General features: G+C 63.0%; 12 protein-coding genes. 4 read left to right on the forward strand and 8 right to left on the reverse strand.

The features are described 5' to 3' along the window. Together glcE and ASN89_RS22070 are read right to left on the reverse strand one after the other, a co-directional pair. Nucleotides 1-1071, reverse strand: coding sequence for a glycolate oxidase subunit GlcE (gene glcE / locus ASN89_RS22065; protein ID WP_058050763.1), 1071 nt, complete (start codon nucleotides 1069-1071; stop codon nucleotides 1-3). Nucleotides 1072-1087: 16 nt separating this feature from the next. Then, complete coding sequence (locus ASN89_RS22070) at nucleotides 1088-2578, reverse strand: FAD-linked oxidase C-terminal domain-containing protein (protein WP_058050764.1); 1491 nt, start codon at nucleotides 2576-2578, stop codon at nucleotides 1088-1090. Nucleotides 2579-2728: 150 nt separating this feature from the next. Between ASN89_RS22070 and ASN89_RS22075 the strand changes: the two genes are divergently transcribed. Continuing rightward, complete coding sequence (locus ASN89_RS22075) at nucleotides 2729-3283, forward strand: cob(I)yrinic acid a,c-diamide adenosyltransferase (protein ID WP_058050765.1); 555 nt, start codon at nucleotides 2729-2731, stop codon at nucleotides 3281-3283. 66 nt (nucleotides 3284-3349) lie between these two features. Here the strand turns inward: ASN89_RS22075 and ASN89_RS22080 are convergent, their stop codons facing one another. From ASN89_RS22080 to ASN89_RS22110, 6 genes are all read right to left on the reverse strand, one after another. After that, nucleotides 3350-3538: a hypothetical protein gene (locus tag ASN89_RS22080; protein WP_058050766.1), complete on the reverse strand. Its 189-nt coding sequence runs from the start codon at nucleotides 3536-3538 to the stop codon at nucleotides 3350-3352. 313 nt (nucleotides 3539-3851) lie between these two features. After that, nucleotides 3852-4232: a glutaredoxin family protein gene (locus ASN89_RS22090; protein ID WP_046683418.1), complete on the reverse strand. Its 381-nt coding sequence runs from the start codon at nucleotides 4230-4232 to the stop codon at nucleotides 3852-3854. Nucleotides 4233-4553: 321 nt separating this feature from the next. Further along, nucleotides 4554-6620: an FUSC family protein gene (locus ASN89_RS22095; protein ID WP_058050780.1), complete on the reverse strand. Its 2067-nt coding sequence runs from the start codon at nucleotides 6618-6620 to the stop codon at nucleotides 4554-4556. A gap of 193 nt (nucleotides 6621-6813) precedes the next feature. After that, the gene (gene dxs / locus ASN89_RS22100; RefSeq protein WP_058050767.1) at nucleotides 6814-8682 is read right to left on the reverse strand and encodes a 1-deoxy-D-xylulose-5-phosphate synthase; all 1869 of its coding nucleotides are present in this window, start codon (nucleotides 8680-8682) and stop codon (nucleotides 6814-6816) included. Continuing rightward, complete coding sequence (locus ASN89_RS22105; RefSeq protein ID WP_235502039.1) at nucleotides 8683-9594, reverse strand: polyprenyl synthetase family protein; 912 nt, start codon at nucleotides 9592-9594, stop codon at nucleotides 8683-8685. Next, nucleotides 9591-9842 (reverse strand): exodeoxyribonuclease VII small subunit, encoded by a 252-nt coding sequence (locus tag ASN89_RS22110; protein WP_046683420.1) that lies wholly within the window; start codon nucleotides 9840-9842, stop codon nucleotides 9591-9593. Before ASN89_RS22110 ends, ASN89_RS22105 begins: the two co-directional genes overlap by 4 nt. Nucleotides 9843-10247: 405 nt before the next feature. Here ASN89_RS22110 and ASN89_RS22115 point away from each other — a divergent pair, with 405 nt between their 5' ends. Genes ASN89_RS22115 through ASN89_RS22125 form a run of 3 tightly spaced genes read left to right on the forward strand, consistent with a single transcriptional unit; the run spans nucleotide 10248 to nucleotide 13196 of the window. Beyond that, nucleotides 10248-11348 carry an aromatic ring-hydroxylating oxygenase subunit alpha gene (locus tag ASN89_RS22115; protein WP_058050768.1) on the forward strand — a complete coding sequence of 367 codons (1101 nt, stop codon included), beginning with the start codon at nucleotides 10248-10250 and terminating at the stop codon, nucleotides 11346-11348. A gap of 59 nt (nucleotides 11349-11407) precedes the next feature. Then, complete coding sequence (locus ASN89_RS22120; protein ID WP_046683422.1) at nucleotides 11408-12331, forward strand: DMT family transporter; 924 nt, start codon at nucleotides 11408-11410, stop codon at nucleotides 12329-12331. 13 nt (nucleotides 12332-12344) lie between these two features. Further along, nucleotides 12345-13196, forward strand: coding sequence for a sulfurtransferase (locus ASN89_RS22125; protein ID WP_058050769.1), 852 nt, complete (start codon nucleotides 12345-12347; stop codon nucleotides 13194-13196). The last annotated feature ends 80 nt before the right edge of the window (nucleotides 13197-13276 follow it).

Raw genomic sequence — 13276 nt, forward strand, 5'->3', positions numbered from 1 at the left:
TCAATACATTCTGTGCGGGTTGAAGATGCCGGCCGGGTCGAAAGCCTGCCGCAGACGCTGATGGATGGTGGCCACGGCCGGCGCCAGCGGGTGGAACACGCCCACGGCCTTGTCGCCGCCGCGGAACAGGGTGGCGTGGCCGCCGGCGGCCGCCACGGCCTGGCGGATGTGCTGCGCGCCGGCCGCATCGGCGTCGCCGTCGAGCTTGAGCCAGCGCTGCGCCCCGCCCCACTCGATCAGCTGGCGCCCTTTTAAAATCATGGCGCTGGCGTGCTGCGGCAGCGACAAGCGCCACAGGCTGCCCGCGCCCGCGAAGAATGCATGCGTTTGCTCGCGCACGGACAGCCAGAAGGCGGATGCTTCTTCTGCTGCCAGCACTTCGCCTTTCAATGATTGCAGCGCCGCCGAGACGGCCGCCTCGGCGCCGGACAGGCGCACCGTCAACACGCCGTCATGCCAGCAGCTGGCCGATATCGGCAGCGGCTTGCCCGCCCACTCATTGAGCATGCGCAAGGCGGCAATTTCCGCGCACGCCACGCGTAACGTCGCTTCGCGCAGCGGCAAGGGCAGCACCTTCAGCGACACTTCCAGGATCAGGCCCAGGGTGCCCAAAGACCCCGCCAGCAGGCGCGAGACATCGTAGCCGGCCACGTTTTTCATCACCTGTCCGCCGAAGGCCAGGCGTTCGCCATGGCCATCCATCAGCACGGCACCCAGCACAAAGTCACGCAGCGCGCCCGCGCTGGCGCGGCGCGGGCCGGACAAGGCGCTGGCGACGACGCCGCCCGCCGTGGCGCCAGGGCCGAAATGGGGCGGTTCGAACGCCAGCATCTGGTTGCGCGCGGCCAGCGCCGCCTCGATTTCCGCCAGCGGCGTGCCGCAGCGGGCCGTGATCACCAGCTCCGTCGGTTCATAGTCGATGATGCCCGCATAGGCGCGCGTATCGAGCACCTCGCCTGTCAGTTGCTGGCCATACCAGTCCTTCGTGCCGCCGCCGCGCAGGCGCAAGGGGCTGCCCGCCGCGCTGGCCGCCAGGATCTGCTGCCTGAATTGTTCCGCTATCGCTTGCAAAAGGGTCTCCGGAAAATTAAAAACGGGGCAGGTTGGCGAATGGCAGGCGCCCCGCCGTCACATGCATCTTGCCGAATTCGGCGCAGCGGTTCAAGGTGGGAATCGCCTTGTCCGGGTTCAGCAAGGTGTGGGGATCGAAGGCGCGCTTGACGGCAAAGAAGGCATCGAGTTCAGCGCGCGTAAATTGCACGCACATGGAATTGATCTTTTCCATGCCCACGCCATGCTCGCCCGTAATCGTGCCGCCCACGGCCACGCACAGGGCCAGGATGTCGGCGCCAAACGCTTCGGCGCGCTCGAATTCGCCGGGCATGTTGGCGTCGAACAGGATCAAGGGATGCAGATTGCCGTCGCCCGCGTGAAACACGTTCGCGCAGCGCAAGCCATGCGTCGTTTCCATGGCGGCGATACCCGTCAGCACTTCCGCCAGTTTTTTTCGCGGGATGGTGCCGTCCATGCAGTAGTAGTCGGGCGAGATGCGCCCGGCGGCGGGAAAGGCGTTCTTGCGGCCGGACCAGAATTTCATGCGCTCCGCTTCCGACTGCGAGACGGCGATGGCACTGGCGCCCGCCCCTTCCAGCACGGCCGTCATGCGCGCGATTTCCTCTTCCACTTCCTCGTGCGTGCCATCCGCTTCACATAGCAAAATGGCGGCCGCGTCGATGTCGTAGCCGGCCTTGACGAATGGTTCGACCATGCGCGACGACGTCTGGTCCATCATTTCCAGGCCGGCAGGGATGATGCCGGCGGCGATCACGTTGGCCACGGCATTGCCGCCCGTGACGACGTCGCCGAACGAGGCCATGATGACACGCGCCGTGGCCGGTTTCGGTATCAGTTTCACGGTCACTTCCGTGACGATGCCCAGCATGCCTTCGGAGCCGATGAAGACGGCCAGCAGGTCCAGGCCCGGAGAATCCAGGCATTCGCCGCCCAGCTCCAGCACATCGCCATCGATGGTGACGACGCGCACGCGCAGCACATTGTGCACGGTCAGCCCGTATTTGAGGCAATGCACGCCGCCCGAGTTTTCCGCCACGTTGCCGCCGATGCTGCAGGCAATCTGTGAGGATGGGTCGGGCGCGTAATACAAGGCATATTGCGCGGCCGCTTCGGAAATGGCCAGGTTGCGCACGCCCGGCTGCACCACGGCCGTGCGCGCGTACGCATCCACGCGCACGATGCGGTTCAGACGCGCCGTCGACAGCACCACGCCATCGGCGATCGGCAAGGCGCCGCCCGACAAGCCCGTGCCGGCGCCGCGCGGCACGATCGGCACGCCAAGTTCGCGGCAGACGCCGAGGATGGCGATGACCTGTTCTTCCGTGTCCGGCAAGGTCACCACCATCGGCAACTGGCGGTAGGCGGCCAGGCCATCGCATTCGTACGGGCGCGTGTCTTCCGCGTCGGACAGCACGCAACGTGCCGGCAGCACGGCCAGCAGGGCCGCGACGACGGCTTGCTGACGTGCGGCGGTCAATCCGGGTTCAGGAGCGGCATTGAGCATAAGATGGGGACAAATGGACATGGGCGTGCAACGATTGTAAGCACAAAAGTGGCGCGCACCGCATTTTTTGTCCGATTTGCCCGCAAATCCGCGGCCAGGCGGCGCGCAGTGTCGTATGCTGCCCCCATTCTTCTTTACAGGATCAGCATCATGGGCAACCGACTTTCGAAAATCGCCACGCGCACGGGCGACAATGGCAGCACCGGCCTGGGCGACGGCAGCCGCACCAGCAAGGACAGCGCCCGTATCCACGCCATGGGCGACGTGGACGAACTCAATTCCAATATCGGCTTGCTGTTGTGCGAAGCCATGCCCGACGCCTTGCGCGAGGAACTGGTGGCCATCCAGCACGACCTGTTCGACCTGGGCGGAGAAATCTGCATCCCCGGCTACCAGCTGATCAAGGAAGAGCACGTGCTGCGCCTCGACGACCTGCTGGCGAAATACAATGCGGACTTGCCAGCCCTTTCCGAATTCATCCTGCCGGCCGGTTCGCGCGCCGCCTCGCTGGCCCACGTGTGCCGCACCGTATGCCGCCGCGCCGAGCGCAGCATCGTCGCGCTGACCAATGCGGAAACCATCCACGAACATCCGCGCCAGTACGTGAACCGATTGTCGGACCTGCTGTTCGTGCTGTCGCGCGTGCTCAACCGCTTTGCCGGCGGCAGCGACGTGTTGTGGCGGCACGACCGCACGCGGGCATGAGATAAAAAAACGGCGATGCTGTCAAACAGCATCGCCGCGCTTTATCCGGCTGACAGAGTGTTTTACTTAACCGCAAGCCTGAAGGCAGGCTTTATTGGCACGCACGCATGAAGGGACACTGAACTCCATGACACAGGCATCGAGCGCCATATAGCACTCGGATTGGCATTCCGAAATGTCGGCGGTACCGCTGGCCATGGCATACGAGGCGCTGACGCCCATGGCAAACAAAAAGAAACCCAGTTTTTTGAACATAAGCACTCCTGTTGAATTGACAGACGATCACTGACATCCACAGCGCGCCGTCCCTTACGCGCCATCCATAAGCTGGCATTGCTCCGCGCGTCAATTACGGGGCGGACGCAGGCACTCTTTCTGACAAGCCTGATAATTTTCCATGCAGGCCGGCTGGCCGAATTCCACGCAATCGAGCAGATTGCGTTCGCACACAAAGGTGCAGTCAGGCCCACCTGCCTGGACGCTGAAGGACAGCGCGGCGCCGGCGGCAAACAGAAAAACAGCAATCTTTTTGAACATGGTCAGCCTTTCAAGTTAACAAGTGGGAACGTCAGATTTTCTTCAGCGCCGCTTCCAGCGCGCCCGCATTGAAACCCTGGATCTTGCGGTTGCCGATCAACACCACGGGCACGCCGCCGCCGCCCAGTGCCTCATGGGCTTTTTTCGCTTCCGGGGATTTCTCGATATCGAGATCGACGAATTCGATCTTGTTTTCCTTGAAGTAGGCACGCGTCTTGGCGCAATAGCCGCACCAGTCCGTGCCGTACAGCACCACTTTCGCCTGGGCATTCGGGAAATACGCGGCGTAATTACCCTCGGTGTAATTCGACTTGAGCAAGCCGGGCAACAAGGACAGGCCATAACCGCTGCCCAGGCCGGCGGCCAGGATCAAGCCATACATGGCGATGGTTTTAATTTTCTTTTGCATCATGAAGCCACCTTGACGTCGTTACAGGAAAAGTACGATCTTTTAAAACATTTCCCACCCTTCGATAGACGTGGAAAAAGAATGCCACTTGCGCTTGCATGCTTATTACCTTGTAGAATTTACATCCTACAAAAACGAATATAGAGCGCGATTATTTTAGAGTCAACGTTTCCTTTCGATAAATTTCCAGTTTGGAAAATATATCGGGGAAGCCCATGAAATGTGGAATTTGGAGAGATTGGCAGGCGCCAAACGTCTATACAATATTGGCGCCGCAAGCAGGAAAAGGCCGGTTGCGGGCGCAGCCGGCCGAGCGGCTACGCTTCAACGCGAGGACGTCACCGCGTTATCCATCGCCTGCACATGTTCGCGCAGCAAGCCGCGCAGCAGCTGCACCTGGGCCACCGCATCAGCTTGCAGGGCCGTCAAGCCCTCTGCCGCGCACGGGCCGGGCGCAGCGGCATCGGCTTCACCGCGCAGCAACGCATCGATTTCCCCGCTAACGGCGGCAATCCACCGCTGCAATGCGGGCGGCGCCGGCTCGGCCTGCGGGCTCAAACTGATGCGCGCCGTGCTGCCCGCCACGCGGCGCAGCAACGGCAAGGTGCGCAATGCCGCCAGGCCCACGCCGCTGCTGCGGTCCAGGCGGCGCTCGATGCGCAGGCGTTGCAGCACTTGTTCCGCATTATTGCTGGCCAGCCCCGCCTCGCGGCGCAGGCGCGCAATGGCGCTATCCCAGCGTCCACCCGCCGCCAGCACGGCCAGCAGGTATTTCAGGTTGGCCGACACGGCTTTCGCCAGGCGCTGATCGAGGTCGTCCGCCTCGCGGTCGGGCCACAGGAAAAACGTGGCCAGCAGGGCCAGCACGCAGCCCAGCACATTGTTGCCCAGGCGGCTTACCGCATACACCATCTCGCTGGCCGGCGCCGCATAGTCGGCCACCAGTACGAAGGCGGGCGTCATGAACAGCACGTGCAGGCTGTAGCTGACACGGCGCAAGGCCATCGTAGCGACGATCAGGGGAAACACCACCAGCGAGATGCCCAGCGGCGTGTAAATGACCAGGCCGATCAGCACGGCCAGCACGGCGCCCAGCACGCTGCCAGCGACGCGCTCGATGCCGCGCGGCCAGGTGGTCGACACGGATGGCTGCAAGATCAACAAGGTCGCCATCGTGGCCCAGTAGCCGAAGGGAATATGCAAGGCCTCCACCAAGAGGAAGCCGGCCGTCGTCGCCAACGACACGCGCGCCGCATGGCGCCAGCTCAGCGACTGCGGCGTGGCGTTGACTTTCGCCGTTTGCCACGCTTGCCCCAGCGCCAGGAAAGCCGCCTCGCGCCACGGCAGCTGCGTCGCGCGCGGCAAGCCCAGTTCCATGAAATCCACGTTCAGGCGCAAGGGCAACAAGGCGCCCAGCGCCGCTTCCAGGCGTCGTCCGCAGTTCGCCAGGCGGCGCTGCAATGCCAGCGGCGGCGTTTCCGGCTGGCGCTGCACGGCTTGTCCCAGGCGGCGCAGCAGCACGGCCATCACTTCCAGGCTGCGCCGCGCACGCGGGTCCTGGCGCAGGCGCTGCTGCTCGCGCTCGCACGTATGCGTGACGGCGATCAGATAGGCGAAGATGCGCTCGGCGTCGCTGAGCGCCAGCAGCAGGTTGTCGTACAGGGCGCTGCGGCCCGCGCGCGCGGGCGGCACGGCGGCCAGGGCGACGCGCGCCGCTTCCAGCGCGGCGCGCGCCTGCGAGCGGTAGCTGGCGCCGTGCGCGGTGGCGTCCGGCAGCGCCCGCCCCTGTTCCAGGAAGCGCGCATTGTCGCGCGCGATGCCGGCCAGGCGCGAATACGCGGCGCGGATGGCGCGCCTGGCCGGGCTGAACGGGTGGATGCGCCAGACCGTAAAACTGAGCACGGTGGCAAACAGGCAGCCGAACATGTACAGGCCCAGGAAAGGCGCCGTCTGCGTCATCGATTCCAATGGATGCGTGACCATCACCACGCAAGCCGTGGCGGCCAGGATGGCCACTTGCGCCGTGGCCGCGCCCCAGATGCGCGCCAGCGCGCCGGCCCAGGAAAACAGCAGCACGGCGATGGCGGCCGCCGCCACGCCATGGCCGGCCGCCAGCGCCGTCAGGCCGCCTGCCACGGTCGACAGCAAGCCGAAGCCCACCATCGAGACGAAGCGCATGCGCCGCGTGCCGGCCGCGTCGGCCAGGCAGGTCCAGAACGCGCCGATGGCGGCCCAGGAAAAATCGGGGTGGTCGAACAGCAGGCCCAGCAACAGCATGGCGCTTGACGCGCACGCGGCCCGCAGGCCCTCGGACAGATTCGTTTCATCGATGGCCAGGCTGACCATCCACAGGGGACGGCGCTGCGCCAGTTTGTCGGTATAGGCGTGCATGCCCGTCAGCCAGCGGCCGGCCAGTGCGCGCGAACGGCGGTGAAGTTTCCTGAAATGCAAATTGAACTTTGAAAGGGTATCAAAGCGTCATCGTAGCATTCCCCGGCGAAAAATGTTGCAGTGCAGCGTAAAATCTCGGCAGGCGAAAAAAAAGCGGCACCGCAGTGCCGCTTCTCTCTGTATGCGGGCAAACTTAGCTGACGACGGCCAGACGCGGCTGCGTGCCGCCAAAACGCTGCTCGATCGAGGCGGCGATGCCGGTGGCGTCCAGGCCCACGCTTTTCAGCAGTTGCACGGGGTCGCCATGGTCGATGAAGGTGTCGGGCAAGCCCAGCATCAAAATCGGCTTGACGATGCCCTCCGCCGCCAGCACTTCGGCCACGGCCGAACCGGCGCCGCCCATGATGCAGCCCTCTTCCACCGTCACCAGGTAATCGTGTTCTGCGGCAAGCTGTTTCACCAGCGCCACGTCGAGCGGCTTGACGAAGCGCATGTTGGCGACCGTCGCGTCGAGCTTGTCGCCTGCCGCGACACTCGGCGCCACCATGGAACCGAAGGCCAGGATGGCGATGCGCTTGCCGTGGCGCTTGATCTCGCCCTTGCCGATTTCAATGCTCGTCAGTTCCGGCACGATGGCCACGCCGGCACCCGCGCCGCGCGGATAGCGGATGGCCGCCGGGCCCGGATAATGGAAACCCGTCGTCAGCATTTGGCGGCATTCGTTTTCATCGGACGCGGCCATGACGACCATGTTCGGGATGCAGCGCAGGAACGCCATGTCGTAATTGCCCGCGTGCGTGGCGCCATCGGCGCCCACGAGGCCGGCGCGGTCCAGCGCGAACGTCACGTCCAAGTTTTGCAGCGCCACGTCGTGGATCAACTGATCGTAGGCGCGCTGCAGGAAGGTCGAATAAATGGCCACGACGGGTTTCAAGCCTTCGCAAGCCAAGCCCGCGCCAAAGGTCACGGAATGCTGCTCGGCGATGCCGACGTCGAAATAACGGTTCGGAAATTGCTGTTCGAACTTGACCATGCCCGAGCCTTCGCGCATGGCTGGCGTGATGCCCACCAGGCGCTTGTCGTGCGCGGCCATGTCGCACAGCCAGTTGCCGAACACTTCCGTGTACGTCATCTTGCCCGGCGCCGTGGCCGGCTTGATGCCTTCGGCCGGATTGAACTTCGGCGTGCCGTGGTACAGGATCGGTTCCGCCTCGGCCAGCTTGTAGCCCTGCCCCTTCTTGGTGACCACGTGCAGGAATTGCGGGCCCTTCAATTGCTTGATGTTTTGCAAGGTCGGGATCAGCGAATCGAGGTCGTGGCCATCGATGGGGCCGATATAGTTAAAACCGAATTCCTCGAACATGGTGGCGGGCACGACCATGCCTTTGGCGTGCTCTTCGAAGCGCTTCGCCAGTTCCAGCACGGGGCCGGGCAAGACGGACTTGCCGACATTTTTCGCCGCCGCGTAGAACTGGCCCGACATCAGTCGCGCCAGGTGGCGGTTCAGCGCGCCCACTGGTGGCGAGATCGACATGTCGTTGTCGTTCAAAATCACCAGCAGGTTGACGTCTTCCTGCACGCCCGCGTTGTTCATCGCCTCGAAGGCCATGCCGGCCGTCATCGAGCCGTCGCCGATCACGGCGATCGCGTGCAGCGGATCGCCCTTGATCTTGGCGGCCTGCGCCATGCCCAGTGCGGCCGAGATCGACGTCGACGAGTGCGCCGTGCCGAAGGTGTCGTATTCGCTTTCGTCGCGTTTCGGGAAGCCGGAAATGCCATCCTTCTGGCGCAAGGTATGCATGCGCTCGCGGCGGCCCGTGAGGATCTTGTGCGAATAAGTCTGGTGGCCCACGTCCCACACGATGCGGTCGTGCGGCGTGTTGAACACGTAATGCAGCGCGACGGTCAGCTCGACCGTGCCCAGGTTGGACGACAGGTGGCCGCCCGTCTTGGAAACGGAGTCGAGCAGGAAGCTGCGCAATTCCTGCGCCAGCGGCACCAGTTGCGAGCGGGCCAGCTTGCGCACTTGCGCTGGTTCATTGATGGTTTCTAACAGTTTCATTTATGCCTTCCGCTGCACGACCAGGTCCGCCAGCTCGCGCAAACGGCGTGCCTTGTCCCCGAATGGCGCCAGCGCCGCATGGGCGTCGCACCGCAATTGTTCTGCCAGGGCTCTCGATGGTTCCAGCCCCAGTATCGATACGTAAGTGGGCTTGTTGGCGGCCGCATCCTTGCCCGCCGTCTTGCCCAGGGTGGCCGAATCGGCCGTGGCGTCGAGCACGTCGTCGACCACCTGGAACGCCAGCCCGACGGCGCGCGCATACGCGTTCAGCGCCGTCATCTCGTCCGCCGTCAAGTCCTTGCCCGCCAGCGCGCCGAGGATCACGGCCGCGCGCAGCAAGGCGCCCGTTTTCAGTTGATGCATCTGTTCCAGCTGCGGCAAGGTCAAGGCCAGGCCGACGCTGTCGAGGTCAATCGCCTGGCCGCCGCACATGCCGGCCGAACCCGAGGCGTGCGCCAGCAGCTTGAGCATGGCCATTTGCCGCGCCGGCGGAATGGCCGCGCCTTCAGCCAGCAGCATGAAGGCTTGCGATTGCAGCGCGTCGCCGACCAGCAGGGCCGTCGCTTCATCGTAGGCGATGTGCACGGTGGGCTTGCCACGACGCAAGGCATCGTCATCCATGCACGGCATGTCGTCATGCACGAGCGAATACACGTGAATCATTTCCAGCGCGCAAGCAGCGCGCGCGAGGGTATCTTGATCGGCATCAAACAATTCGCCCGCCGCCATCACCAGCAGCGGACGCACGCGCTTGCCGCCACCCAAGAGCGCATAGCGCATGGCGGCGTGCAGCTTGTGCGGCACGACATCTGCCGCCGGCAGGAACTGGTCGAGCCGGGCTTCCACGCCGGACTGGGTGGCTTGCATCCAGTCGCCGAAGGTCACGCCGTCTTGTTGCACACTGGCCATCATTGGGCGGCCTCGCCGGCATCCACGAACGGTTTCAACATGTCGCCTTCCAATACTTTTACCTGCGCTTCAACGCTGTCGAGCTGGGTTGCGCAATACTTGACCAGTTCCGAGCCGCGCTGGTAGGCCGCGACCGATGCTTCCAGCGGCAACTGGCCCGCTTCCATTTGCGTTACCAGCTGCGCCAGTTCCGCCATCGCCTCTTCAAACGAGGCCGGCGCTGCGGCAGCGGCAGTTAATTTCTTCGACATAAACTCAGATCTCTTCGTGGCACGAGGGGCTTGTAGGGAGACGCCGGGGATTCCCGGCCAGCATAGAAGCGTTATTTTAGAACAAACCACACTATTAAGTGAAAACTAAAGCGCAATCGGCGCGCTCAAAGTCAATAGCGTTGCCAGCTTGGCAGTGAATTTTAGCGCAATCGTTCCCATCTACCGGAAATTGCACGCCAAATGACAATGTTTCTCATTAATAGACTATTTACCGGGGGGTTTTGGCAATGCCGAGGCCGATACGCGCTATAATCGCCGGTTCTGTCCGAAATACCGTTTCAACAAATTTGAATTCAGGTCTTTGCGGATTCTTTCTCTCTGTAGCGGTTGCCCAGGGAATGGCCTGGGGCACTGCTGACCGTTGTACATTTATGGGGGGTTGGGATGTCCGATCTGGCTACTCACGCCAAGCTGGCGCGCTCAAACGCGCAACTTCCGGTCCACGTCTATTTTGACGAAACGCTGTTGCAGCGTGAAATGCAGCAATTGTTCCAAGCCGGCCCGCGCTATGTCGGGCATGCGCTGATGGTGCCGGAAACCGGCGATTTTGCGACCCTGGCGTCTGAGAACGAAGGGCGCATGCTCGTGCGCAACGCCAATGGCATCGAAGTGCTGTCCAACGTGTGCCGCCACCGGCAGGCGCTGATGTTCAACGGCCGCGGCAACGCGAACCATATCGTGTGCCCGCTGCACCGCTGGACTTACGACCTGAAGGGTGAATTGATCGGCGCGCCGCATTTCCCCGAGACGCCGTGCCTGAACTTGTCGAAAACGCCGCTGCAAAGCTGGAATGGCTTGCTGTTCGAACAGAATGGCTACAACGTGATGGAAAAATTGAAAGATTTGTCCGTCTCGAAAGACCTCGATTTTTCCGGCTACATGTTCGACCACGTGGAAATCCACGAGTGCGACTACAACTGGAAGACTTTCATCGAAGTCTACCTCGAGGATTATCACGTCGAACCGTTCCACCCGGGCCTGGGCAGCTTCGTCAGCTGCGACGACCTGCGCTGGGAATTCGGCAAGGATTACAGCGTGCAAACGGTGGGCGTGCACCGCGGCTTGCAGCAGGCCGGTTCGCCTGCCTACAAGAAATGGCAAGAGCAGGTGCTGCAATTCCGTGGCGGCGAAGCGCCGCCGTATGGCGCCATCTGGCTGACTCTGTATCCGAACATCATGGTGGAATGGTATCCGCACGTGCTGGTCGTCTCGACCCTGTGGCCCGATGGCCCGCAAAAGACGCGCAACGTGGTGGAGTTCTATTACCCAGAAGAAATCGTGCTGTTCGAGCGCGACTTCGTCGAAGCGGAGCGGGCTGCCTACATGGAAACCTGCGTCGAGGACGATGAAATCGCCCTGCGCATGGATGCCGGCCGCAAGGCCCTGATGGCGCGCGGCGTGAGCGAAGTGGGTCCTTACCAATCGCCCATGGAAGATGGCATGCAGCACTTCCACGAGTGGTACCGCAATAATATCGCGCTGTAATTAGCAGAAGGGCCGCATTGCGCGGCCCTTTTTTTATCCTCTCATTTTCCGGGAATCCAATGCAATCGTTATGGATGCTGTTTGCCAGTTTCATGTTCGCCATCATGGGCGTGTGCGTCAAGCTGGCGTCGGATATGTATTCGACGTCCGAAATCGTCATGTACCGCGGCATCATCGGCATGATCGTCATGAGCTGCACGATTTTGTACCAGGGCGGCAGCTTTAAAACCACGATGCCGGGCCAGCATCTGTGGCGCGGCGTGGTGGGCGTGATCGCCCTGTGGCTGTGGTTTTATGCGATCGCCATCCTGCCGCTGGCCACGGCCATGACCTTGAATTACATGGCGCCCATCTGGATCGCCGTGATCCTGCTGGCGGGCGGTTGGTGGAAAGGCATGAAACAGGTCGAGTGGCCGCTGATGGCCGCGATTGCCATGAGCTTTGTCGGCGTGACCCTGCTGCTGCAACCCGTGTTCGAGACGGACCAGCTGGGCGGCGCCATCACGGCCTTGATTTCCGGCATGCTGTCTGCCCTCGCCTATTTGCAAGTACGTAAACTGGGCTTGCTGGGCGAGCCCGAATACCGGGTCGTGTTTTATTTCTCGGTCGTCAATTTCCTCGCCGGCGTGATTGGCCACGTGGCCAGCGCCGGCGGCGGCCCCGTCGTCTGGCATGCGCACACGAGCGCCTACGGCATCGGCTTGCTGGCCGCCATCGGCCTGTGCGCCACCATGGCGCAGATGGCCATGACGCGCGCCTATCGCTTGGGCAAGACCCTCGTAGTGGCCAATCTGCAATACACGGGCATCGTCTTTTCCAGCTTCTGGGGCGTGGTGATCTTTGGCGACCTGTTCGACTGGCACGGCTGGACCGGCATCGGCATCATTCTCGCTTCGGGTATCGCGGCAACCTATTACAATACCCGCAACACGGCCCGTGGCGCGGCGATCGCGCGCACGGATCCGATTGCCAGCGAAGTGTAAAGGAGCGTTTCCGATGTACACCACCTTGATACAGGCCAGCGAACTGGCCAGCCACCTGAACGACAGCAACTGGGTGATCCTCGATTGCCGCCACGACTTGCTCAACCCGGCAGCCGGCAGCGATGCGTTTGCCGCCGGCCACATCCAGAACGCGCAGTTCGCCGATATCGACACGGCCCTGTCCGCCCCGAAGACGGCGCGCGGCGCGGACTTTACGGGACGCCATCCTTTGCCCGACCGCAACACCCTGCTGGCCACCTTGCGCGGCTGGGGCATCAATGACGACACGCAAGTGGTCGCCTATGACGGCCAGGGCGGCATGTTCGCCGCCCGTTTGTGGTGGCTGCTGCGCTGGCTCGGCCATCCGGCCGTCGCCGTGCTCGACGGCGGCCTGGCCGCCTGGCAGGCGCAAGGCTTGCCGCTGGTCACGCCGGTGGCGCCCCGCCCTGTGGGCAAGCTCACGGAAAAAGCCAGCCTGACGCGCACGGTCAGCGTACAGGACGTCGTCGCCAACCTGGAAAACCAGGCGCTGACGGTGATCGACGCGCGCGCCTCCGACCGTTATCGCGGCCAAAACGAAACCATCGATCCCGTGGGCGGCCACATCCCCGGCGCGAAAAACCGTTTCTTCAAGGATAATTTACAGGCGGATGGCCGCTTCAAGCCGGCCGAGGCATTGGAAAAAGACTTCAGCGCATTGATCGCCTCGCCGCAAGCAGCCGTCATGCAGTGCGGCTCCGGCGTGACGGCTTGCCACAACTTGCTGGCACTGGAAGTGGCCGGCTTGCCGGGCGCGGCCCTGTATCCGGGTTCTTGGAGCGAATGGTGCGCCGATCCGGCGCGACCTGTGGCGACGGGGAATTAAAAAATGGCGGACCAACTGGTCCGCCACCTTTTACCCGTGGATAACTACGATGTTATTCCCAGCGCTTGATTCAAGCGTTC

It is taken from the genome of Janthinobacterium sp. Ant5-2-1 (assembly GCF_001445815.1).
Taxonomy (GTDB): domain Bacteria; phylum Pseudomonadota; class Gammaproteobacteria; order Burkholderiales; family Burkholderiaceae_D; genus Janthinobacterium; species Janthinobacterium lividum_E.

Coding starts and splice junctions, on each gene's coding strand:
- ASN89_RS22070 (WP_058050764.1), bottom strand. CDS start 2,578: ATGCTCAATGCCGCTCCTGAACCCGGATTGACCGCCGCACGTCAGCAA.
- ASN89_RS22075 (WP_058050765.1), top strand. CDS start 2,729: ATGGGCAACCGACTTTCGAAAATCGCCACGCGCACGGGCGACAATGGC.
- ASN89_RS22080 (WP_058050766.1), bottom strand. CDS start 3,538: ATGTTCAAAAAACTGGGTTTCTTTTTGTTTGCCATGGGCGTCAGCGCC.
- ASN89_RS22090 (WP_046683418.1), bottom strand. CDS start 4,232: ATGATGCAAAAGAAAATTAAAACCATCGCCATGTATGGCTTGATCCTG.
- ASN89_RS22095 (WP_058050780.1), bottom strand. CDS start 6,620: ATGCACGCCTATACCGACAAACTGGCGCAGCGCCGTCCCCTGTGGATG.
- dxs (WP_058050767.1), bottom strand. CDS start 8,682: ATGAAACTGTTAGAAACCATCAATGAACCAGCGCAAGTGCGCAAGCTG.
- ASN89_RS22105 (WP_235502039.1), bottom strand. CDS start 9,594: ATGATGGCCAGTGTGCAACAAGACGGCGTGACCTTCGGCGACTGGATG.
- ASN89_RS22110 (WP_046683420.1), bottom strand. CDS start 9,842: ATGTCGAAGAAATTAACTGCCGCTGCCGCAGCGCCGGCCTCGTTTGAA.
- ASN89_RS22115 (WP_058050768.1), top strand. CDS start 10,248: ATGTCCGATCTGGCTACTCACGCCAAGCTGGCGCGCTCAAACGCGCAA.
- ASN89_RS22120 (WP_046683422.1), top strand. CDS start 11,408: ATGCAATCGTTATGGATGCTGTTTGCCAGTTTCATGTTCGCCATCATG.
- ASN89_RS22125 (WP_058050769.1), top strand. CDS start 12,345: ATGTACACCACCTTGATACAGGCCAGCGAACTGGCCAGCCACCTGAAC.